The 23,335-nt window shown below is 35.3% G+C and carries 23 protein-coding genes; all 23 read right to left on the bottom strand.

The window, feature by feature from the left end:
* Positions 1 to 17: 17 nt before the first annotated feature.
* The 23 genes from B7E04_RS19955 to B7E04_RS20065 all read right to left on the bottom strand — a co-directional run bounded on the left by B7E04_RS19955 (position 18) and on the right by B7E04_RS20065 (position 23,334).
* The gene (locus tag B7E04_RS19955) at positions 18 to 674 is read right to left on the bottom strand and encodes a hypothetical protein (protein WP_139785456.1); all 657 of its coding nucleotides are present in this window, start codon (positions 672 to 674) and stop codon (positions 18 to 20) included.
* Positions 675 to 1,053: 379 nt separating this feature from the next.
* Positions 1,054 to 2,355 carry a 30S ribosomal protein S12 methylthiotransferase RimO gene (gene rimO, locus B7E04_RS19960; protein ID WP_080780286.1) on the bottom strand — a complete coding sequence of 434 codons (1,302 nt, stop codon included), beginning with the start codon at positions 2,353 to 2,355 and terminating at the stop codon, positions 1,054 to 1,056.
* A gap of 95 nt (positions 2,356 to 2,450) precedes the next feature.
* A complete protein-coding gene (rfbC, locus tag B7E04_RS19965) occupies positions 2,451 to 2,996 on the bottom strand; it encodes a dTDP-4-dehydrorhamnose 3,5-epimerase (protein ID WP_080780287.1) in 546 nt (181 codons plus the stop codon).
* Between the two features lie 11 nt (positions 2,997 to 3,007).
* A complete protein-coding gene (locus tag B7E04_RS19970) occupies positions 3,008 to 3,979 on the bottom strand; it encodes an MraY family glycosyltransferase (RefSeq protein ID WP_080780288.1) in 972 nt (323 codons plus the stop codon).
* A 10-nt stretch (positions 3,980 to 3,989) separates the two neighbouring features.
* Entirely contained in the window at positions 3,990 to 4,826 is an 837-nt protein-coding gene (locus tag B7E04_RS19975; RefSeq protein WP_080780289.1) for an NAD-dependent epimerase/dehydratase family protein, read from the bottom strand.
* Complete coding sequence (locus B7E04_RS19980) at positions 4,816 to 5,661, bottom strand: polysaccharide deacetylase family protein (protein ID WP_080780290.1); 846 nt, start codon at positions 5,659 to 5,661, stop codon at positions 4,816 to 4,818. Before B7E04_RS19980 ends, B7E04_RS19975 begins: the two co-directional genes overlap by 11 nt.
* Positions 5,658 to 6,371: a methionyl-tRNA formyltransferase gene (locus B7E04_RS19985; RefSeq protein ID WP_228439995.1), complete on the bottom strand. Its 714-nt coding sequence runs from the start codon at positions 6,369 to 6,371 to the stop codon at positions 5,658 to 5,660. The genes B7E04_RS19980 and B7E04_RS19985 overlap by 4 nt, the downstream gene beginning before the upstream one ends.
* Positions 6,372 to 6,450: 79 nt before the next feature.
* Positions 6,451 to 7,701, bottom strand: a complete 1,251-nt coding sequence (locus B7E04_RS19990; protein WP_080780292.1) for a glycosyltransferase family 4 protein — start codon at positions 7,699 to 7,701, stop codon at positions 6,451 to 6,453.
* A 6-nt stretch (positions 7,702 to 7,707) separates the two neighbouring features.
* A complete protein-coding gene (wecB, locus tag B7E04_RS19995; protein WP_080780293.1) occupies positions 7,708 to 8,841 on the bottom strand; it encodes a non-hydrolyzing UDP-N-acetylglucosamine 2-epimerase in 1,134 nt (377 codons plus the stop codon).
* Positions 8,789 to 9,676 carry an O-antigen ligase family protein gene (locus B7E04_RS20000; RefSeq protein WP_165439480.1) on the bottom strand — a complete coding sequence of 296 codons (888 nt, stop codon included), beginning with the start codon at positions 9,674 to 9,676 and terminating at the stop codon, positions 8,789 to 8,791. The genes wecB and B7E04_RS20000 overlap by 53 nt, the downstream gene beginning before the upstream one ends.
* A 329-nt stretch (positions 9,677 to 10,005) precedes the next feature.
* A complete protein-coding gene (locus B7E04_RS20005; RefSeq protein ID WP_080780295.1) occupies positions 10,006 to 11,124 on the bottom strand; it encodes a polysaccharide biosynthesis C-terminal domain-containing protein in 1,119 nt (372 codons plus the stop codon).
* A gap of 1 nt (position 11,125) precedes the next feature.
* Complete coding sequence (locus B7E04_RS20010) at positions 11,126 to 11,548, bottom strand: WxcM-like domain-containing protein (protein ID WP_080780296.1); 423 nt, start codon at positions 11,546 to 11,548, stop codon at positions 11,126 to 11,128.
* Positions 11,549 to 11,554: 6 nt separating this feature from the next.
* On the bottom strand, positions 11,555 to 12,589 hold the full coding sequence (locus B7E04_RS20015) for a polysaccharide biosynthesis protein (protein WP_080780297.1): 1,035 nt from the start codon (positions 12,587 to 12,589) through the stop codon (positions 11,555 to 11,557).
* Between the two features lie 10 nt (positions 12,590 to 12,599).
* On the bottom strand, positions 12,600 to 14,408 hold the full coding sequence (gene asnB / locus B7E04_RS20020; protein ID WP_080780298.1) for an asparagine synthase (glutamine-hydrolyzing): 1,809 nt from the start codon (positions 14,406 to 14,408) through the stop codon (positions 12,600 to 12,602).
* A 3-nt stretch (positions 14,409 to 14,411) separates the two neighbouring features.
* Positions 14,412 to 15,176 (bottom strand): AglZ/HisF2 family acetamidino modification protein, encoded by a 765-nt coding sequence (locus B7E04_RS20025; protein WP_080780299.1) that lies wholly within the window; start codon positions 15,174 to 15,176, stop codon positions 14,412 to 14,414.
* 20 nt (positions 15,177 to 15,196) lie between these two features.
* Positions 15,197 to 15,811 (bottom strand): imidazole glycerol phosphate synthase subunit HisH, encoded by a 615-nt coding sequence (gene hisH / locus B7E04_RS20030; protein ID WP_080780300.1) that lies wholly within the window; start codon positions 15,809 to 15,811, stop codon positions 15,197 to 15,199.
* Entirely contained in the window at positions 15,808 to 16,953 is a 1,146-nt protein-coding gene (locus B7E04_RS20035; protein ID WP_080780301.1) for an N-acetyl sugar amidotransferase, read from the bottom strand. Before B7E04_RS20035 ends, hisH begins: the two co-directional genes overlap by 4 nt.
* Positions 16,954 to 16,964: 11 nt before the next feature.
* Positions 16,965 to 17,891 (bottom strand): hypothetical protein, encoded by a 927-nt coding sequence (locus tag B7E04_RS20040; RefSeq protein WP_080780302.1) that lies wholly within the window; start codon positions 17,889 to 17,891, stop codon positions 16,965 to 16,967.
* Positions 17,869 to 19,062, bottom strand: a complete 1,194-nt coding sequence (locus tag B7E04_RS20045; protein WP_080780303.1) for a glycosyltransferase family 4 protein — start codon at positions 19,060 to 19,062, stop codon at positions 17,869 to 17,871. The genes B7E04_RS20040 and B7E04_RS20045 overlap by 23 nt, the downstream gene beginning before the upstream one ends.
* A 7-nt stretch (positions 19,063 to 19,069) precedes the next feature.
* Positions 19,070 to 20,140 (bottom strand): acyltransferase family protein, encoded by a 1,071-nt coding sequence (locus B7E04_RS20050; RefSeq protein WP_080780304.1) that lies wholly within the window; start codon positions 20,138 to 20,140, stop codon positions 19,070 to 19,072.
* Positions 20,141 to 20,188: 48 nt separating this feature from the next.
* Positions 20,189 to 21,403 carry an O-antigen ligase family protein gene (locus tag B7E04_RS20055; protein WP_080780305.1) on the bottom strand — a complete coding sequence of 405 codons (1,215 nt, stop codon included), beginning with the start codon at positions 21,401 to 21,403 and terminating at the stop codon, positions 20,189 to 20,191.
* Complete coding sequence (locus B7E04_RS20060) at positions 21,404 to 22,720, bottom strand: polysaccharide deacetylase family protein (RefSeq protein ID WP_080780306.1); 1,317 nt, start codon at positions 22,718 to 22,720, stop codon at positions 21,404 to 21,406.
* Positions 22,717 to 23,334: an MBL fold metallo-hydrolase gene (locus tag B7E04_RS20065; RefSeq protein WP_080780307.1), complete on the bottom strand. Its 618-nt coding sequence runs from the start codon at positions 23,332 to 23,334 to the stop codon at positions 22,717 to 22,719. The genes B7E04_RS20060 and B7E04_RS20065 overlap by 4 nt, the downstream gene beginning before the upstream one ends.
* Between the last annotated feature and the right edge of the window lies 1 nt (position 23,335).

The raw sequence follows: 23,335 nt of genomic DNA on the forward strand, positions 1-23,335 counted from the left end.
TGTTCTAAATTTTAAAATTATTTTTGTGGAATAGTCCAAAGAGTTCCTGTCCATATAAATTCGATACCTCTTCCCTGGTTAGCTGCTAAGTTGGCACCTGTAGGTAGTGGTCCGGAAAAAGTTAAACCCGATGGAGCTGTATTATTATTAATAACTTTAATAATACGGCCTATATCTGCCGGTGTATTAGTCAATGTAGGAAGTGTAATGGCAACACCCGCGTTAAATTGTGTAACTACCACGTGGTCTGTTGCAGCAACAGTATAAGAACCTGCGTTAACAGTTGTAACATTACCTCTGATATTTTCATATCTCTGAGTAGTAGCTGATCCGCCACCGCCAACCGGCTTCCAAACATTGTTACCATCAGTTCCATCATAGTAATAGAACCCGGTTGCAGTAACATTTACTGTTTTGCCGGTTCCTAAACCACCTAAACCGTTAACAAATACAAGGGCGCCATTCTGTGCACTAGGTGTACCAGCTGAACCATCAGCATATGCTCCATTTTTGGCTTCTAACTGAGCTCTTGACATACGAGGGACTAGTAAGGCGTCAGGTCTAGCGTTATCAGTGGTATTGGCTACCACATCTAGCGTTGCGGAAGGTGTAGTTGTGTTAATCCCCACACGTCCCTGCTGAGCCTTGGAAACTGCCGAAAGGCCAACGAGCATAGTCGCTGTTAATAAAAATTTTTTCATAAGTTTTTAAAATTTAAATTACATTATTTTTCATCAATATTTCCAAAACGGAAGATGCATTCCTACTTGTGCTTATTGTATATTTTAATGCTTTTTGGCTTAATTCAACAGGCAACTGTCTGAAGCATTTGATTTTAAAACATTGCTTATTGCGCAAATTTAAGACATAATTTTTGAATTTATTCATTTTATATAAAAAAAATGAAAGACTTTTATATGGTATAATAATAATTAACTGAAAATCAGTTAAATAAAAAAATAAAGCATTGTAAAATCTGCGTTAAATTTTATTAATATTTTTCAATATTGATTAAAAAAATAAACCTTAATAATTTTTGTAAAGAGTGAATTATCAGATTAGTTCACCGTATAGGTCAAATTCTTCAGCGGATGTTATTTTTACTTCTGCAAACTCACCGATTGAAATATAGGTTTCTTCCGCTGACACCAAAACGGTATTATCTACATCAGGTGAATCATATTCTGTTCTTCCTATGAAATAATTACCTTCCTTCCTGTCAAATATACATCGGAAAACCTTCCCGATCTTTTCCTGGTTTTTCTCCCATGAAATCTGTGACTGCAATTCCATGATCTCTTCTACCCTTGCTTCTTTCACTTCCTGCGGGATATCGTCTTCCAGCACATAAGCTCCTGTATTTTCCTCATGAGAATAGGTGAAACATCCCAATCTGTCAAACTTCTGCTCTCTTACCCAGTTTTTCAGTTCCTGAAATCTTTCTTCCGTCTCTCCAGGATACCCTACAATCAGAGTAGTTCTTACCGCCATATCCGGCACTTTCTCCCTGAATTTTGCCAGTAAAGCATTTGTTTTTTCATGGGTAGTTCCCCGTTTCATAGATTTTAACAAATCAGAATTGATATGCTGTAGAGGAATATCTATATAATTACAGACTTTCGGTTCTTCACGGATAATGTCAAGAACATCTTCCGGAAAGCCGCTTGGGAAGGCGTAATGAAGACGGATCCATTCAATACCGTCAACTTTCACCAGTTCTTTTAACAATTCTCCCAGCGCACGTTTTTTATACAGGTCAAGTCCGTAATAGGTAAGGTCCTGTGCGATGAGAATAATCTCTTTGGTTCCTTTTTTTGCCAGTTTCCGGGCTTCCAGAACCAGCTTTTCTATAGGGCTAGATACGTGCCCGCCTCTCATTAAAGGGATCGCGCAGAAAGAACAAGGCCTGTCGCAGCCTTCTGAAATTTTAAGATACGCATAATGCTTAGGCGTTGTTGTCAATCGCTCTCCTACCAGCTCATGTTTGTAATCTGCTCCCAGATGTTTCAAAAGAACCGGCAGATCTCTTGTCCCGAAATACTGGTCTACATCCGGAATTTCTTTGATAAGATCCGGCTTATATCTTTCGGAAAGACATCCTGTAACAAAAACTTTCTCAACCTCGCCTCTGTTTTTGGCCTCCACATAATCCAGAATGGTATTAATGGATTCTTCTTTTGCATTATCAATAAATCCGCAGGTATTGATCACTACAATATCTCCGCGGTCTTCATGAACCACTTCTTTTCCATTGGCTTTCAGCTGGCTCATTAATACTTCGGAATCATATACATTCTTGGAGCATCCAAGCGTAACTACATTAATTTTCTTCTTCCCTACAGATTTTGTGCGCATCGTTTTGATTTTGAGTGTGCAAAGATACAAATAATAAAAGAGTAAAGAATCATAAAATAAAAACCACTTCAGAGAAATGGTTTTCAAGGTTTTATTTAGAAATTTCCGTCTTTGAGGCCTGGAGCATTCTGATCTTTTTCAGAAAGGATCATGTCTTTTTCGTCAATCTTCCAGTCTATGTTAATTTCAGGATCGTTGAATTTAACACTTCCTTCGTATTCCTTATTGTAAAAGTTATCACATTTATACGCAAAAACTGCGGTTTCGCTCAATACTGAGAATCCATGTCCAAATCCACGGGGAACATACATCTGTATTTTATTTTCGGCAGTGAGTTCTATCCCGAACCATTGCCCAAAGGTGGGAGAATCTTCCCGGAGGTCCACAGCCACATCCCATACTTTTCCTTCGAGACAGGACACCAATTTAGCCTGGGCATGCTCTCCTTTCTGCAGGTGAATTCCCCTAACCACGCCAAGCGAAGACTTAGAAATATTATCCTGAACAAAATGCCCGTTCATCCCCGTAAGCTCTTCAAACTTTTTTTCATTGAACTTTTCGAAGAAATATCCTCTGTCATCTTCGAATATCGTAGGTTCTATAATGTAACAATCCTTAAGTGGAGTTTCTTTTATTTTCATGGTTTATATTTCTATAAATTGTATTCCTTTTTCAGTTTCCATTTTAATGCTAAATACATTCCGCCTGCAGGAATAAATATAATTAAAATAACGGCCCAAAAAGGGAGTTGTGAATGAATTAAAAATATATTAATCAATAGTTGACAAACAGCATAGACTGAGCTTATCACCAGGTGCGAAATCTTCTTCTCATTAGCCAGAAGCTGATACAGATGTCTTCTGTGGGCTTCAAAGATATTTTCTTTCAACAATATTCTTTCCACGATGGTAAGAACTACTTCCATTCCGTAAACTGAAAGCAGCAGGATGTATTTGTACTCTCCTGTCCTCATGATGAGCAGGGTAATGAGCCCTAAGACCCAAAAACCGATTCCCATACTTCCTACATCACCGGCAAAACATTTTGCTTTTTTTCTGAAATTAAAGAATAGAAAAACCATACATGCCATTATTGGATACCATATAAAATTCTCATCTGTAAACCGGATGATCTCTTTATTGATATAAGCCAATGAGCCAAGAGTTATCAGGCTGTACGCCCCTGTCATTCCATTGATGCCATCCATAAAGTTATAGGCATTCAGAGTCCCGATGATCAAAATGAATAAGATGGGCCATGCCCATACAGGCATCAGGTTAAAAGCTCCTGTAAAATACAACAGCAGTCCCACGGAAATCAAATGTACGGACAGCCTTATTTTATTGGATAATGTTTTAACATCATCTATAAAACTGATACTGGTTATGGCTAAAAGACCGAGACCAAAAGCCCAGTAATTCTGTATGGCTTCATTCAGGTTGAACAAACAAAATATAATAAATGCTACCGGGAAAATAATTCCACCGCCTCTCAGAGTAACCTGTGTATGGGCACTTCTGTGATTGGGTTTATCGATAATGTTGTACTTGTCGGCAATTCTGAAATAGATCAGCTCTGTCAAAAACAATAATACAACTATAATCAAAAAAATAAAGTTATTCATCAAATAGGTTTTAATTACTATATCTTACAGAGTAAAACAGTTTGTTAAACATATCTCTGATGATATGGGCTTTCGAGACAGGGATCAGACTCAATATCCATAATAATGGTTTGATAAAATTCCTGTTAACTACAATTTTTGGTTTTTCCAAATCAAAAAATGACAGCAGATCATTTTGTGTATAATCTTTATTGTCTTTCACAATTACCAAAGAATCTCCATCCAGTTTCAATGTTTCTGCTACCACGCTCACCACCTGATTTATACTGCATAGTGAGTAGACTCTTTCCTGAGTGGTAACAAAGGGAACTTTAAATATCGGTAAAAAGACCCTCTTTCCCAAATCAATTAAGTTATTCCGGGAAAAAACTGGCGCCAGACGCAGAATATGAAGTGATTTCGGGGCTTTGTTTTTAATTCTTTTTTCACAGGCAAGTTTGCTGATTCCATATTCTGTGACAGGAATCGGCTGGTCATGCACTGAGATTATCTCCTTGTTATTTTTAAAACTGTATACAGAAACGGAGCTGAGATAAATTACAGATGAATCTTTAATATCCAGAAAATTAAAAACATTGTCAGTCATCAAAATATTGGCATCTGCTACGGACATACTGTTAAAGCTATTTTTACCGTGGGCTATAGCTGCGGCATGGATAATCAGATCAAACTTTTTGTCTTTAAAAAAAACTCTGCAAGCCTCTTCATTTAGAAGATTAAGAGCCGTATATTCCTGATGCTTCGGTGATGATGCAATAGCTGTGACTTCAAAATCATTTTTGAGCGCATTGTAAATCTGAGAACCGATAAATCCGCTCGCTCCCGTTAAAAGAAGTTTAGCCTTCATTTTTCATAATTTGGTTGAATGTAACAAACTCGTAATTGTTGTCTTTTAACAATTTAATCAGTTTATGCATTTTATTTTCCACACTTTTTCTTCCCTGATTAAATCTGATTTTTGTTTTAAAATCTGTATTCTCCGGGATCCGGATATTGTAATTTTTTGAAAATTCAAACGGGTGAATATAGAAAAAGTAATGTTGATTGGTTTTAAAATACTTTTTAAGGAGCATTTTCGTTAGTGCCCACGGGAAAATCCTTAAATATCCACCTCCCGATACCGGCAGGCTTTTTCCGAATACTTCTACCGTGGAAGCTTCAAATTCGTAGAAATTTCCCTGTTTATACACAACAGAGTTGAATTCCTCAAAACCGTTAAGGTCCATTCTTCCATACAGGTCATGAGCATCGAACTTTATTTTACTGGAATCGAAATTAAATCCGAGATCTCTTAAAACTTCCAGCCGTTCTCTGTCTAAGCTGAAACAAGGGGCCCTGTAACCTGTTACTTCAATATCTGTATATTCTTTAAATGTATTTATCCCCTTAAGGGTATCTTTTCTAAAATCTTCGGGACTCAGCTGAAGCGGTCTCTGATGAGCATAAGAGTGAAGACAGATTTCGTGTCCTTTTTGCTGAATAAGTTTAATTTTATCCTTTAAAACTTCTACCAGCTCTCCTACAATAAAAAAGGTGGTCCTGATATCATACCGGTCTAAAATATCCAGATAAATATCTAATCCATCTAACGTGGACTGACTCTGATCACACTCTTCCTTTTTAAAATAGTCCAGATGGTACCAGTCTTCCACATCCATACTAAGAACTGCATATTTTTTCATATCAATTTGCCTCCGTTTTTTGTAAAATCCTGAAACTGTTCTATTGTAGGCCATGTGAAATAACTGCCTTTTTCTGCAAAGTTTTCCTTAACGTTTACTGTTGAATTCTGGATTTGCCGAATGGTTTCACACATGAGATTTCCGCCAATTTCCTTGCTTTTTACAATCAGGGAAAACATGGTTTCATTTTCAGAAATTTCGATTTCCTTCTGATTTAAAATAGCTCCGTTATCAATCTTTGTATCCATATAATGCACCGTAGCTCCCGTAGTTTTTTCTTTTTTGTACAGTGTCCAGAAACTTGGCATGACACCGGCATAACTGGGAAGAAATGAACAGTGAAGATTGATACAGCCATGTTTTGGTATTTTCAATAATGCCTCTTTGAATACAACCGGTGCTGAATAAGATACGATAACATCTGGTTGCAAGGCTTTAATCTCCTCCAAAAAAGCGGCTGCATTGGGATTCTTTATTCTTTGAAATTTAATATTATACCTACCGGAAACAGCTTTTAAACTTTTAGGCGTAATAGCAAGTTTATATGATGTAAGCGTATCTATGGTGTTTAATACTTTTGCATGAACTACCTGCAGTCCCATTTTTATGGTCTGTAATAAACCAAAACCTTTTATAAAATATGATTTTTTATTGACCAAACTATAATCTGAGTCTATATCTATGACCTTCAAAAGCTCTACGTTTTCCATTCGTAGAATTTTTTCAATATTTTTAGGGACAACAAAGGAGTCTTCCTGGGTTATAATAATTATTTTCATCACGCTTCAATCAGCTGTTAATTAATTTTCTTATGTGTTTGTAGTATTTTTCGGTAACTTTTTCTTTAGTATAGTGTTGCTGTACCAGATCAAAGCCCTTTTCACCCATTTCTCTTAATAATTTTTTCTTATCCAGTGATTCTTTTATCACAGCAGACAGTTCCTTGTTTACGTCATTGGATGCATTCTCAATTAAAAAAGCAGCTCCTGTATTTTCCAGTAGATCATAAAGCGGTGTATTTTTATTACTTATGACCAGCAATGGCTTCTTGCATGCCATAATGGTATACACTTTAGAAGGCAGCCCATCTTTTTCGAGCTTTCTATTCATGAAAATAAAATGCAAATCCGCATAATTAATAATATGGGGAATACTTTCTCTTGCCTGATAATCAATCAGACTGATATTATTTAACTGATATTTTTCAATCTCATCCTTAAGCCATGATCTGCATGCCCCATCACCTATTACAAAATACGTCACAGGCAGTTCTCTGGTCCTTTTTGCAACTTCTATCAATGGTTCCCAATCCTGGGCAAATCCAATATTCCCTGCATACATTACTTTCAAGGTATCATTTTCAGGAAATATAGACCTGTTGACCACTGGATGAAGTATCGGGTGATACAATTCCGTATCTACAAAATTAGCAATAATTTCAATCTTTTCAGGATCTTCCATTCTTTGGGCAAGCGTATCTCTGAAATTCTGATCTATTGTAATTAAAGAGTCTGACTGTTTATATACAAACCTTTCCAGTTTCTTAAGTATTTTCAAAACGGACTTTGACTTCATCTTCCCCTGATTGACAAAGAAATCCGGATAGATTTCCTGTACATTGTAGATAAATCTGGCTTTTTTCAGTTTTGCAAGCGCAATAGATACCAATGCTATCGTAAGAGGCGGTGAAGGACTGATGATAACATCTACATTCTTAATCTTCAATCCCAGGAAAAATGACAATACGTGCCAGTAAATCATAATAAACCCACGTAAAAGAACACTGTTGTATTTTTTCTGGGGTACATGATATACTTTTATCCCCTTATAATCACTGGTGTAATAGAGTCCGAGAAATTTTTTTTGAAATTTTGTCTTTACAAGATCGGATTCTACTTTATTGTAATGGGGCATAGTGGAAAGCACTTCCACTTCAAACCCGTTTTTCTTCAGGTTGTACGCAATATCATTATAAAGGTACGCTGTAGAAACTGCATCGGGTGCAAAAACAATACTGTGTATTAATACTTTTTTCGACATTGTGTTTTATTTGCTCCAAACAACTCTGTTAACGTAATCGGTATAACTCAGGATAATACGTACCATTTTCTCGGAAACATTCGGCATTGAATAATCGGAAACCGTTCTGTAATTTCTTTCTTTACCGGTTTTCTGCTGCTGAAGCTGGGTAAGGCCCTGCATAATTCTTTCAGGGGAAAGTCCTACCATCATTACAGATGCTTCTTCCATGGCCTCCGGTCTTTCGTGAGCATCCCTGATATTCAGTGCTCTGAAATTAAGGATCGATGACTCTTCAGAAATGGTTCCCGAATCAGAAAGCACGGCATAGCTTCTCATCTGCAGCGCGTTATAATCATGGAAACCTAATGGCTTTAAGAACTGGATTTCAGGTCGTACGGCAACCTGCTTTTTGTCTATCATATTTCTGGTTCTTGGGTGGGTAGAAACTATGATAGGGTATTTAAATTTTTCCGCAATGGCATTCAGACTCTCCATTAATCCGTTAAAGTTCTTTTCGGAATTAATATTTTCTTCCCTGTGCGACGATACTACGAAATACTTTCCTTCTTCAAGGTTTAATCTATTGAGAACATCCGAGCTCTCTATTTCCGGTAAATAATGGTTGAGTACCTCAAACATCGGAGATCCAGTTTTGATGATTCTGTCTGCCGGAAGACCTTCTCTTAATAAATATTCGCGGGCAATATCCGAATAGGTAAGATTGATATCTGAGGTATGATCTACGATTTTACGGTTGGTTTCTTCCGGAACTCTCTGGTCAAAGCATCTGTTCCCGGCTTCCATATGGAAAATCGGAATCTGTCTTTTCTTGGCAGGAATTGCACAAAGGCAAGAGTTGGTATCTCCTAAAACCAGAAAAGCATCAGGTTGAAGTTCTTCAAGAAGGGGATCAATTTTAATCAGGATATTTCCAACGGTTTCAGTGGCGGTTTTTCCAGCTGCTTCCAGAAAATAATCCGGTTTACGCAAGCCCAGGTCTTCAAAAAAGATCTGGTTCAGTTCGTAATCATAATTTTGTCCTGTATGGACGATTATATGTTCTATGGCTTCGGAAGTGTCCAAAGCGGATAATACTCTTGATAATCTAATAATTTCCGGCCGCGTGCCTACGACCGTCATCACTTTTAATTTTTTCATCATTACAAAATAATATTATAGATACAGCTACTGCTGAAAAACTCCAAAACTCCATATTTTCATATATGGTATAAGAGGTTAAAACCAATATAAAATACTGAACAAAAAACAATAAATAAGGCAGGTTATATACTTTATCTTTTATATATGATATTTTAAACTTCAATAGATCTTTAAAGTACAGACAAAACAAAATAAATCCGGTTAAACCCATACTCATTAATACTTCTACAAAAATATTGTGAGGATACATTCCATCTTCAAATAAAATATTTCCCCCCAGAAGTATATTGTTCTTAAAGATATCGATACCCTTCAGCATATTGTATGATCTTCCATATCCGTCTCCCTTGAAAATAGCATCATACATTCTGTTGATAAATGCAAAATCTGAAAGAGAGGTATGTTTTAGAAAATATATTCCTGCTACAAAAATAAGAATAAAACCTACTAATGCTATCCAGTATCTTATCTTATTCAAATAAGCCAGAAATATCAGTACAAGAATAAACGCAGCTAGCATAGGGCTTCTGGCAGAAGAAATAAATATTGTAAATATTCCTATGAGAATTCCCAGAATGGATTTCTTCTTTATTTGAGGAACCTGGAAGTAATAAAATAGTGACAATATCACCAAGGATAAGCCATAATGCCCTACACTGATATAATAACTTGCAAATATTCCGTTTGACCTCTCAATATTATGTGTTACAAAAATTGCATACAGACTACTGATTCCGATAATAATAAGCAGAAAATTAAATGCCCATTTATTAAGTTTCACCATGATGTCTTTTGACAGACTGATACTCAAAACAGCAATATAAGGTATCATGTTCAAGCAAATTATTCTTATATAAACCTGTGATTCATTGTTCATCACCTTAGGCAAAAGCAGGCCGCTTCTATAGCTGTAATTAGCTTTGATCAAATATAAGATCCAGAAAAGTGCAGTAAAAATAATGGTTAATTTTCTCTTTTTTATATTCTCAAAGTTGGTGTATATAATATATAAACTAGCGAGGAACATCATGATCCGGAAAGGAACAGAAAAATAGGTGTTTAAGGTACTAAACGGTACCGCCAGCGAATAAACGAAAATATATCCGAACGTTAAGAAAAAAACAAAATAAGACTCAATATTAAACCGACTTAACCTCATAATTATACAGTTAAAAAGTAAGTATCCGCATCCTCGGCATTAAACGGTTCATTGATCCAGAAAATGGTATATAATTCTTCTTCGCCAATATTTTTGATATTGTGGGTATACCAGATGGGCATATCCACATAGGCAGGTTCATTCCCGTCCAGATAAAAATCCAGGACTTCATCCGTATCAATTTTTCTCAGCTGTATCAATGCTTTTCCTTTTATTACTGCGAATCTTTCTATTTTTCTTGTGTGAAAATGATTTCCCCTGGTAATTCCGGGAACTGTTGTGGAAAAAGAACATTGTCCCCCGATTCCGAGCCTGATTACCTCAACAAAGGCTCCACGCGGATCTATATGCTGGGTAAATTTAACAGGATAATGATTTTTTATATCAAAATAACAACGGAAAGTATTGAACAGATTTAAATCAAATTTTGTTGTCAATTCAGGAATTTCCCCGCTTTCAAAATATAGGTTTTTATAATTTTCCAGCTTCGCCAAAACTTCTGAAACTTTATTTTCCGAGGTATGCTGAACTTCGTATAAATCCTGAGATTCTTCCGTGTCAATTTTTTCAATGATTTCCTGAACCAACTCCCCTACGTAAATAAGTTTTACATCTCCGTCATGGTCAATTACAGGGGTTTCACCATGGGTAAGTTTATGACAAAACGTAGCAATGAAAGAATTATAATTGGGTTTTCCAAAGGGCCCGAAAACATTCGGAATAATCAAGCCTGTGAATTTTCCGCCTGCTCTTGCTGCCCATTCTGCAAAGAGTTGTCTTCCTTCTTTTTTAGATTTCCCGTATAGGTTGTCTTTCTCCTCCTGGGATGAAGAGGAGAACAGGATATGTGCTTTAGAGCCTGTTCTTTCCAATGAAGCAATTAAAGCCTTCACCAGATCAAGATTGTTATTATAGATCACTTCAGGATCAGGATGGCGGTTCATGGCTGCCAAGTGGACAATGACATCACACTGTTTTACAAATTCATCGAGCTTTTCCGGATCTTCGAAAAATGATCTTTCAAAACCTATTCTTTCAAATTCATCAGGTTTTAATCCCAAAGTATTATATAAATGTGAGCCTACAAACCCATTTTGTCCTGTAATTCCTATTCTTTTCATTTTATAAATTTTCAAAGTAATCTATAGGGAAACGGTAATCATCGTTGATTTCTCCCAAAGAGTAATTTGCCATTACCAATAATCTTGAACCTTTTTCTACAGCCTGGATAGCTGATGCATAACCTCCCGGGACATGAAGTACATCCATATTGTCAGCATTTATTTCAAATTTCAAAATATCTGATCCTTTGGACGGATGTTCCCAGTTGTCAATCCTGATCAGCTTGATGATAAAACTTCCCTGAACTACGGAGAACCAGCGCTGCTCAATTTTATGACCGGTCCAGCCTCTGATCAATTCGGTGTTAATATTTTCTATAAAGTATATTCTTTTTACTTCAGAAGCATTGAATTGATTATTAAAAACAACGTTTCCTCTTTCGTCGGAATAGTTTCCTCCTGCAAAAATTTCCGGGCTTTCCATAGTTATTTAATCTGGATACTGCATTATATCTTCCCCCAATACTTCTTTTCTGATTAACGGAAGTTTTAACAGAAGTTTTTTCATTCCTTCTACGTCTTCCTGCTGTGTATTATGAGAATGATAATCTTCTATTTTAGAGATATCTTCCACGCCTTCAGAAAAATACTGGGCATAGTTCAGATCCCTGTTATCCGCAGGGATTCTGTAAAAATCACCCATATCTTCCGCCTTGATCATTTCTTCACGGGTACACAGGGTCTCATAAAGCTTTTCCCCATGTCTTGTTCCTATGATTTTAACCTGATTATCAGCTTTAAACATTTCTTTGAGGGCCTGAGCCAGGTCTCCAATGGTTCCTGCCGGAGCCTTATTGACAAATAAATCACCAGGGTTTCCATGTTCAAATGCAAAAAGAACTAAATCAACAGCTTCTTCCAATGACATTAAAAATCTTGTCATATTAGGATCTGTGATGGTAATGGCATCTCCGTTTTTGATCTGTTTGATAAATAGAGGAATTACCGACCCCCTTGAGGCCATTACATTTCCATATCTGGTAAGGCAGACTACTGTATCTTCAAGGTTCCTTGATGCAGCAACAGCTACTTTCTCCATCATCGCCTTGGAAATCCCCATCGCGTTGATAGGATAAGCTGCTTTATCTGTACTTAAGCAGATTACTTTTTTCACTTTATTCTTCGCAGCTGCATCAATTACATTTTGTGTACCTTCAACATTTGTTTTTACAGCCTGCATAGGAAAAAATTCACAGGATGGCACCTGTTTGAGGGCAGCTGCATGAAAAACGTAGTCTACATTTCTCATGGCCGGCTCAATGCTTTTATAATCTCTTACGTCTCCGATATAAAATTTCAGCTTATCATTTTTAAACTGATTCCTCATATCATCCTGCTTCTTTTCGTCGCGGGAAAAAATACGGATTTCTTTAAAATGATCTGTATGTATAAATTTCCTAAGGACTGCGGTTCCGAATGAACCTGTTCCTCCGGTAATCAGAAGTATTTTATCTTTAATTTTCATATTATGTGTCTTAAGTTGTAATTTTCATATTAAATACTTCCTCCCAAATAGCAATATTATATAATTTCCACTGCATTTCCCTGTTCTTTAGTATTTTTATTTTTTTAGAATAAAGTTCCTGAATAATCTCAGACTGATTAATTTTTTCCAAAATTTTATCAGAATACGGCCACCATTCTTCAGTAGGGGCATCAAAACCTATTTTTCTTTTTCGCCAGGTTATTTTATCGGGCAGCTTGCCTGCCATATTTTTACGAAGAATATATTTAGACCAGCCTTTGTGTATTTTAAAATTATTGTTCATAGACAAACATGTCTCTACGAATTTATAATCTAAAAAAGGAAGTCTGGTTTCCACAGAAAATGCCATGGAGTTTTTATCTTCAAATCTCAATAATTCAGGAATCTGTGCCCAGAAAATCTCAATTTTCTGCATCTCAAATATATTAGAATACGATTTTGTGAGCTTTTTCATCAGACCAAAATTGATAGATTTTCTATACTTTCCTTTGAGCCCCCGTCCTCTGAATAATATTCTCCACTTCCTAACAAAGAACACACTAAAATACAAGTAAGTAAGTATTCCTCTCAGAATGGATATATCATAATGACTTCTGATGTTCGATAAAAAATTAATATTCTTAAAAAATGAATGGTTCCTCAGGTATGCTGCCGTGTAACGGCTATATCCCAGCAGAATTTCATCGGCTCCCTGACCATCCAATAATACTTTTATTCCAAGTTTATTGGTCTCTCTCATCAGAAAGTTCTGCATATAAATTGAAAGCCCCCCAAATGGTTCTTCCTGAGTAATGATCACTTTTAATATCTGGTTTTCAAAATCTTCTTTATCAGGATATATCAGATCCTGATTTAAATTCAAATGTTCTGAAACCATTTTGGAGTAATAGCTTTCATCATTACCGGGATTTTCTGAACCAACAGAAATCACGTTAAATTTATCTTCCATCTGATTTGAAAAGACGTCTGATGCTATTGCTGCCAAATAAGAACTATCAAGCCCTCCGCTTAATGCAGATCCTATTTTCACATCAGATCTCAATCTTAGTTTTACAGATCTTTCTAATTCTTTTTTAAATAATTCTGATGACTTCTCCAGATTTAATTTTGAAATTTCTTTATGAAAAGGTATCTCATAATATCTGTATATGTTGAAGGTATGCTCCTTCAGGCAATAGACTAGATTATGTGAACCCGGTAGTTTATCAATACCTTTAAAAAAAGTTTCGTGAGTCTGCTCAGTTAGATTAACTGCGATAAACTGAAGTATAACCTGAATATTAACCTCCGTTATTTTTTCAATTTCAAGAATGGATTTTATTTCAGAGGCAAAAATAATTTTATTTTCATCGGAATAATAATAAAAAGGCTTTACGCCAAAGCGGTCACGAGAACAAAACACTTTATTTTTTTCGGGATCAAAAATAGCAAATGCCCACATTCCATTAAACCTTTCAACACATTTTTCTCCCCAGCAGTCATATGAAGCGATTAATACCTCCGTATCTGAAGTTGTAGAAAAAGCGTATCCCAGTTGCTCTAACTCACTCCTTAATTCTACATAATTATAGATAGCCCCGTTGAATGTGAGTACTTTAGAGTTCAGTAAAAAAGGCTGGTTCGCAGCGCTGCTTGTGTCAATAATGGACAATCTTCTATGGCCAAATCCGATATTTTCCCTGATAAAAAAACCTTCAGCATCCGGCCCCCTATGGGACAGCTTATCTGTCATTTTCTTCAGAGCCTCCCGGGTTACAGAAGTTCCGTCTTTATATATAATTCCTGCAATTCCACACATAAATTATTTTTGTCTTAGCCCTTCTTTCTCATCAAAAGAAGGATAGTTTATTAATACGGCCTTATAAACCCCTTTAAATACAAATAAACTACCTGCTGCTACTCCAATAATTCCGTGCTTATCTATTACCTGTTTGATATCTTTCAAAGAGCCTGCTCCTCCCAAAACGGTAAGCGGCAATGAAATCTTTTCTCTGATTTTTTCTATCAATCCCATATCATATCCCTTCATCACACCATCCTGATCTATGGAATTGATAATAATTTCACCGGCTCCCAAATGCTGTGCTTCTTCTACAAATTTAACAGGATTGATTCCTGTAGATTTTTTTCCATTATGAGTATATACTTCATAGCCTCCGAAAAGTTTTTTCTTTACATCCAAAACCACAATAACGCTTTGCGACCCTACCCTGTCTGCAATTTGAGTAATCAATTGCGGATTCTGAAGAACAGCTGATGAAAGCGCAATTTTTTCAATACCAAGACTAAAGATTCTCTGAGCCTGTTCAACCGTTTTCACTCCACCTCCATAGCAGAGGGGCATTCTGGATTGATTGGCAATTCTTTCTATTAAGCTGTAATTAGGCTCCAATCCTTTCGCTGTAGCATCAATATCAAATATGGCCAATTCATCAACCTCTTTCTCATTAAAGATCCTCACTGCATTGATGGGGTCTCCCACGTATTTGGGATTCTTGAAATTGACGGTTTTGACAAGTCCGTTATCCTGTATTAACAGACTGGGTATCACTCTTGGTCTTAACATTTGTGTTTATGTTTTGTTTTTTAAAGTTTCGCAAAGTTGTGAAGTAATATTTCACCATAATGGTGGCTTTTTTCGGGATGAAACTGGATTCCATATTTATTTTCGTGATGGGCTGCAGAAGAAAACTCGCCTCCATAATCCGTGACAGCCATAATGTCTTCCGTATTATTACACTGAAAATAGTAGGTGTGAAGAAAATAAAAAATAGCATTATCTTCCAGTCCTTTGAATAATTCAATATCTTTAACCGGTTTCACATCATTCCAGCCCATATGTGGAAGTCTTGTCACCTGATTAATTTTTGTTTCATCAAACTTTTTTACCGTAGCATCAATCCACTTCAGTCCTTCTATCTTTCCTTCATCACTGTTATTGGCCATCATCTGCATTCCTACACAAATTCCTATGACCGGTATTTTATGATTAAGAACCAGATCGTCCAGCTTATCTCTCATTCCTGAATTATTAAGCTCTGTCATGGCATGATCGAAATGACCAACCCCTGGAAGAATGAGCTTTTCAGCACCTTCCAAATCTTCCTTGGTTTTGGCTATTTTCACCGCTACATCCACTCTCTTGTAAACATTTACAAAAGCATTGATATTTCCAACGCCGTAATCTATAATTGTTATCATCTGAATAATCTCTTTTCTAAGCCCAGCTTTTGCATTGCCTGCGCACCAAATTTAATAATACCCATTTTATTTTTATAATCTTTATAGGTTTTATTTTCACCCTCAAAAATCTGCTGCAATTCTTCTTTGGTAAGATCTAATTTATTGGCTACATATTCAAACTCTTTCTGCAGGAATTCTTCTGAAAGCTCAGGCCTCGACACCCTGTCTAACGCCTCCTCACGTGTCATCTGCCCTGTAAGTATGAGTGATGAAAAATGCGCTTTTCTCTTTTCATAGCCAAATTTTCTAGGTAACCAGTAATCTTCATAAAAACGGGTAAACCTGGACTCATGGTGTTTGTGTTGAAATGATTCCCATCCGAATTTTTCAATTAAAAGAGATTCTGCGTCCTTTTTAATGTAAGGCACCAAGTTTAATGGCTTAAAAACTTCCATTCCATAGACATATTTATAATATATTTTGTAGGACAGGATGTCTACTAAAGGAAATGTTTTAAGTGGTTTTTTTCCAAATTTAGAATGAATATCTTTTACAAGTGTGGTATCAATTCCTGGAAAACCTCCCCATTCTTCGGGTTCTCTACAACATTCCGTAGAAAAATTGCTCCCTGTAAGTACATAGTTTATTTTATGTTTTTTGGCAAATTTATACAATCCCGAGAAGAAAGCATAATCCTGTGGTAGGTCCTGGTCGGAAATTTGTGATTTAAGAAATGCAACCTGCAAATCTTTCATTTCCTCCCAATTGATGACTTCAGTGTACAAATCTAGATTAAGACCATTAATCAGCTTTTCGATATTTCCTACCGCTTTATCTGTATTCCAACCTGCATCTACGTGAAAAATCAAGGGACGTATTCCCATGATTTCTTTTGCTACATAAGCAGCATAAGAGCTATCCAACCCGCCACTCAGGCCTATGATACAATCGAAATCTTTATTTTTTGACGTTTTTTTGATTTTATCGGCAATTTTCATCAGTTCATCATATCCTCGTTCGTCGGTATGCCAGTTTGGTTCAATATTTTCTTTGAAGTTGGTATAATAGTCACTTTCTCCTTTTTCGTTGAAAATGATATTTGGATCTGTAGTATCCATTATGGTTTTTGTACAGATTTGGTAAGTACCTTCTTTTCCCATTTTTTTTAAAATTATCTTTCTTTTATCATTATGTTTAATAAACTTATAATATAGCTATCGTAAAACTGATCAAAATCAATTTTACTTTTACTAAATTCTTCACGGATCTTAGGTTCGTTAATTCTATAGAAATAGTCATCAAAATTCCATAAGACAACTCCGTCTACTTTTTCCCCTTTATGATTCGTTTTCATTATTTCGGAGACATATGTTCTAAAATTTTCAGTACTTATCCTTCCATTCCCAATTTTGGCAGTTGAAGGATGGTAGCGGGACATTATAAACGGATATACCTTTTTATTGTAGAGTTTCCCTATTCTGATCACCTCTCTGGTATTATCCTTTAAATAATCAATGTTTTCAGAATCAAAATCTGCATTATTATAGAAAATATAAATGGAAGGAAACAATACATCACTGTTTCTTATAATTTCCTGAACTTTTTTATGCTTTTCAAAAAAGTCTGTTTTCCTTTCCCAATAGGTAGTAAAAGGAATATAGTAATACCCCCATTTCACATCCGGTCTTTCAGCCTTTACAAATTTCAGCACATCCAGAAAAAGCTTTAGGCTTTTTTTAAAATTATCACTCGAAACATCTTCATTCATCAGATACTCGAGATAAGGATGTTCAAGATCAATATAACCTATTCCTTTCGCTTTAGGATCAGGATAAGCCAATCTAACCTGCTCCCGGAGGTTTTCCGGATTAAAAGCAAATTCTTTGTTCTCATCCAAAAACTGTCTGTCATTAACAAACCTTACCTGTTTTATATTATTATCAGATATGAATCTTTTATACTCAGTTCCTTTATTCCCGGAAGCAATCAGTACTTCGGGAACAACTTTCTTTGCTCTCGTCTGTGCGGAGATATTCAGGATAGCCCCTATAAAAAATACAAAACATAAAATACTGTTAGGAAGAAGTAGTTTTGACATGTGAAAGTGTTTTATTAATCAGGTGATTCCAATCCAGATATTTCGCTGCAGTTTTTGAAGCCAGCTCTTTCCTTAGGCTAAGTTCATTTTCAACATACAAAATCTGCTCAATACTCTTTTTTATATTTTCCTTGGTTATATTTTCACTGCTCAGCTCAATAATAGCCCCAAACTCATTCAGGTACTGTACAGACTGCTCTCCTGTGTCTCCTGCAATCAATGGAAGTCCCGAAGCAATAGCCTGCTGCCAGATTATAGACTGACTGGCTGGAAATACAGCAATATCCGATGCAGACAGATGCTCATATACTCCTTTATTATTCAGCCATCCAATATAATGAATATTTGGATTATTATCGGACAAACTTAATAATTCTTTTTTATATTCCTGGTTATACTGGTCTGCATCTCCTACCATGATCAGATGTAGCCTTTCATCATTAATTTCGTTAAACGCTTTAAGAAGCAGATCTGTTTTCTTTGCAGGTGTAAGTTTTCCTCCTGTAAAAATTACAATATCTTTTTCAGCAATTCCAAGTTTTTCTCTGATCTGTTTTCCTACCTCCTGATTTTTCAATTCTCCAACCATATCAGTATCTGCTCCCAGAGGAAGTACTTCCATTTCGCTAAGCGGTATACCATACACTTCTTTAAGAAATTTGACACTACCGGGAACTATAGGATAAAATTTTGAAATATGTTTTCGGATAGGGTTCATATATATATACTTTCTCAGCAGCTTATGAAGAACGTTTAACGAAAGCCAGCTATTCGCGGAGTTGCTGTAATCACAGTGATAATCCATAATCATCTTCACGTGAGGGTTTCTTTTTTTATAATCCAGCATTTCGAACATATTCGGCATAATATCGTGAATGTATAAGAGATCCGGTTTAACTTCTTCTACAATCTTTGTAATGGATATATATTTTTTAATCTTCCCCAAATAATTAAATTTAAATGGAAGTTTTATAATTTTAGCTCCGTGGTCATAAAGAATTCTTTGCGGTTTTGAATTATCATGTATATCATTATAATAATCAAATACATTATCATAGGTGGAAGTAATAACCGTTACTTCATGCCCATGCTTTTGATAATATTTTACCAGAAGGTTTTCCTGATATTCAAGATTTTCAATATAGAGCTCACAAAGCATTAATATTTTCATTTTTTTTCTATTTGTTTTTTTTTAGTTTTAAAAAATATTTTTCAATAAAGAACCAGGAAACAGATGCCAGAATAATTGTTCCTGCAAATACCATGATAAAATAAGTAGTACTCTCTATCATTCCTCTCTGCACAAAAAAGTTAATAATAAGCATATGGAAAATGTATACTCCATAGGAGATATCATTATGATGAAGCAGCTTGTTGCTGATGCCATTAAAAGTGAATGCTGTGGAAAGAACAAGAAAAGCCAGGAAAATATTGGTAAGGAATTGGTAAGGCGTGTAAATAAAGTAAGAATTCAGATCATTTCCCAGCCAGTTTCCGAAAACATTAATGTAGACAAGGTACGTCACTAGCCAGATAAGCATTTTCCCTTCTATGAAAGCTTTAATTCTATCCCAGTAAATATAAGCCAGTACCCCAAACAAAAAATTATACAGATAAGGAAATACACTTACACCTGCCAGTTTATATGCTATAGAATCTTCTGAAAATTTACCAAAGTAAAAATTAAACGCCAAAGATAATGCTATAAATACAAGTATGATGCTTAATGTGTTTTTCCTGAATTTCCTGATCAGAAAAAATAATACCGGCACAAATATATAAAACTGCATTTCCACGGCGATAGTCCACAAGCTGCCGTTGGGAGTTCCAACTCCCCAAAATCTTAGGATGTCTGGTGTCCAAAACTGAAAAACCGTCATCTGTCCGATAATCCAAAACCAGAATTGCTTTGCCGAAGTGATCAGAAAAGGGTCTTTAGCATCATATAAGAGAAGTATAATAGTTAAAACAAGACAGAACCATAAAGCGGGAAATAGTCTTAACAACCTGTTTTTGAAATATTTGATAAGATCATTCGAGTTTCTGTCAAACGACCAATAAATCAAAAATCCACTGATAGTAAAAAATATGGGAACCCCCGGAAAATAATATACCAATAAAGTTCCGAATTCTCCGATACTGCCCTTCATCTCGAGGTGATGGACAGAATGGGTAAAAACCACCTGCAATGCCGCAAGAAGTCTGATTAAATCGAAATTATTGATTTTGTTTATATTTTTCTGAATCATCGTGTGAATTTTAATAATTAAATATCATTATCAAAAAGTACAAACCAGTTAAACTTTGGTTAAATATTGCTTAGGAAGCGTATCTTTATTATTTATTTTGAAATTATATTCTACAATATATATACATATCCAAAACAAGCTTATTCTCCATCCATCAAAAGAGCCACTTTTCATATCTTCAAGAAAGAATAAAAGCGCAATAATATACATGATAAGTAATCTCTTATCTTTCCTGATATATTTTAAATGATACACAAAAAAATAAATATAAATACTCAGATATAGTATTCCTCCCAATATCCCTAATTCCATCAGACTTTCGATAATCAGATTATGCGGAAACTCAACCTGATCCACTCCTGTAAGCGATATTCCTGAACTTCCTATTCCTAATCCCATGAAAGGATGCTCATAAAATGTCTGGAGCCCTTTTTCCATAACTATTACACGGTATAATACGCTCACATCTTCTGATGACGCTTTTACCATATTAAATCTATCAATATTTACATTCTCTATTATGAAACCAATGATAGTATCCAGATAGAAAATCATAACAAAAATCCCCGCCATAAACATTAGAACCACCTTATAGTTGAATTTAATATTTTTTAAATTCAATACATAATAGATACAGAGGGATAATATAAGGTTAAAAATTGGGCCTCTTCCTCCCAGCTGAATCAAAAAGAATAAAAGAACCAAACGGTAAATAATAACTGCAACAGTAGGTTTACTGGATAAAGAGAAAATAAAACATGCTGAAAGCATAATCCCAATGGTTAAATATGTAGGTACATTCTCAATGTATCTCGTTTCATCAAAGAATATAATAAATGTGGTTGTAAAATAAACGTACGCTAACATGCAGACTGCAAAAATGCCTACCAGATACATTAGTTTCTGAAGTTCTTTGAAAATTACATCTTTAAACGCCAGCAGCGGGTAGATAACCGTGAAGAAGTTAAGCAGCATGGCTTCATTTTTTTTATCCGAATACACATATGATATGGTGTAAAAATTAGAAAGAGCAAAAAAAACGATCAGGGAAAGAATCAAAAGAACCTGGTTGTAAACTTCTTTTCGAAAAATAGTAATTGTTTTGATTTCAAAAAACAGAACAGCAGCGCAAAGTGCACCAAAAAATAAGGTAAAATCAATAGGAAATGGGATCCACTTGATAGAACCTGAAAATACGAATATAAAATATACAAATACTTTAAAAAAATTAAAAGAAAAAACAGTGCTAAAAAAATCCTTCATTTATATATTTTTCTTTAAAAATTCTAAATATACTTTATTATAAAACTCTAATTCTCTATATACATAGGCATTATGCCACAATACAATAAAATCTCCTCCGGTTCTTTTTACCCTTTGATATAAAGTTTCTAAAACCTTGTTGGCTTCAGAAACAGAATATTTTTTATACATGCTCAGTGTTACATCCATGGCAATCAAAGGTTTTTCTTTGATTTTGTATGGCCTGTCATTTTTTAAATCATAAGGATGAAATTCATGTGAAGTTCCGCACTTAAATCCTTCTTCCTCTGCAAATCCCATGGTATAGTCTGTGTGAATACCGGCTTTCTCCAGGTTTTCAAAAGTTTTTCTTCTGTCAAATCTCAAATAATGCTGTCTTGAGTGCGTGATTCTTTTTTCCGTAGCTCCGGCCACTTTTCTAATCTGCTCATTTAAAACATCAATATCCCTGAAGGTGTAAAAACCCGGATGGATACCTGAGGTCATCCGTGAAGCGTCAATATTTCTGAAAACTTCTTTCAGGTTTTCATCATAGATATCATACCCGGAATCAAAAGCAGATGAATTTCCCGCCATAAAAAAGAAGACCGATTTAAGACCATTGGCTCTGGAGTCCTCTAAAAGCTTTTCAATTCCTTTAAAATAAGGGTCTTTGCGTTTATCCGAAAGACACTGGATCAGAAATCTGAAAGCCAGTAAGACTTCTCTGATATTTCCAGTATTTACCAACTGACCTAAAATTGATTTAACTGCCTTAAAAGGCCCTGTAAATCGATAAATATCATCTATATCATGTGTAGGTGTAATCGTAAACTTTCGTGGCCTTATATCAATATCCGGACATTCCTTCTGTATAATTTTTCTCAGCATCATTGCATATTCATCTGCCAGAGGAAGTTTAACAAGATCATACTTTTTACAAATACTATCTTCATAAGGAAACCTGTCATATTCATCCCTTTCTTCAGATAAATATTCATCGAGACCTGAAAATAAAATAAACGGCAGTGAAAGCAAATCAAAATTAATGGTTATTTTTTCTTCCGATCGGTTATACAGATTTTCTTCTCCGTTCATTTTGATAACAGGAATCTGGCTGTAGTTATCAAAAGCAGAAACAGAAGATAGTTTTAATTTACCTTCAAGCAGCTCCTTAAAATCACCACTTTCACAAATCAGGAAATTAATATTTTTATTTTCGAGGACAATTTCAATATTTTTCTCTGAATAATTATATACATAACAATCAATCTTGTATCCCAGCGCGACAGTCAGGATTGTATCAATTGTATATTTTAAAGCATTCTCAGTTCTCATTTAAAAAAATTCTGTGCCTCCGTCTTTGTCATAGATTCACCATGACCCCCATAGATTATTTCAATTCCGGCGAGATTCAAAATGGTATCAATTGATTTTTCTGCCATTTTTCTGTTTCCGGAAGGTAGTTTGGTCACCGTCTTCTCTCCTTTTATCATTAAATCACCCACAAAAACATCATTATTTATTTTACAACTTATGCATGAGGCTGTATGCCCTTTTGTATAGTACAATTCTAATTCATGACCTTCCCAATTAATAATATGCCCGTCTTCACGGACAATTATATAATTTTCAAGCTGATAAGAAAACGATTTTCCATAAAACACGGAAAGGTTTTTCTTAATGTCCCCAATATAGTTAAGAGATTCACTGCTTAGAATGCACTTCGGGTTGTACCTGGAAACTATATCTTCAATACCATACACGTGGTCAAAATGACCATGTGTAATAATGCAGTATTCAACTTTAAGGTTTTCTTCTGCAATAAACTCATATAATTCGATATGGTTTTGAGTACCGGGATCAACAATAATAGCCGTACTTTTATTAAAAATTAAAAAACAGTTTGAATCTATAGGTCTATTTTCAAATCTCTTAATATACAGCTTCATT

Origin of the sequence: Chryseobacterium phocaeense (genome assembly GCF_900169075.1) — a bacterium.
Taxonomy (GTDB): Bacteria; Bacteroidota; Bacteroidia; order Flavobacteriales; family Weeksellaceae; genus Chryseobacterium; species Chryseobacterium phocaeense.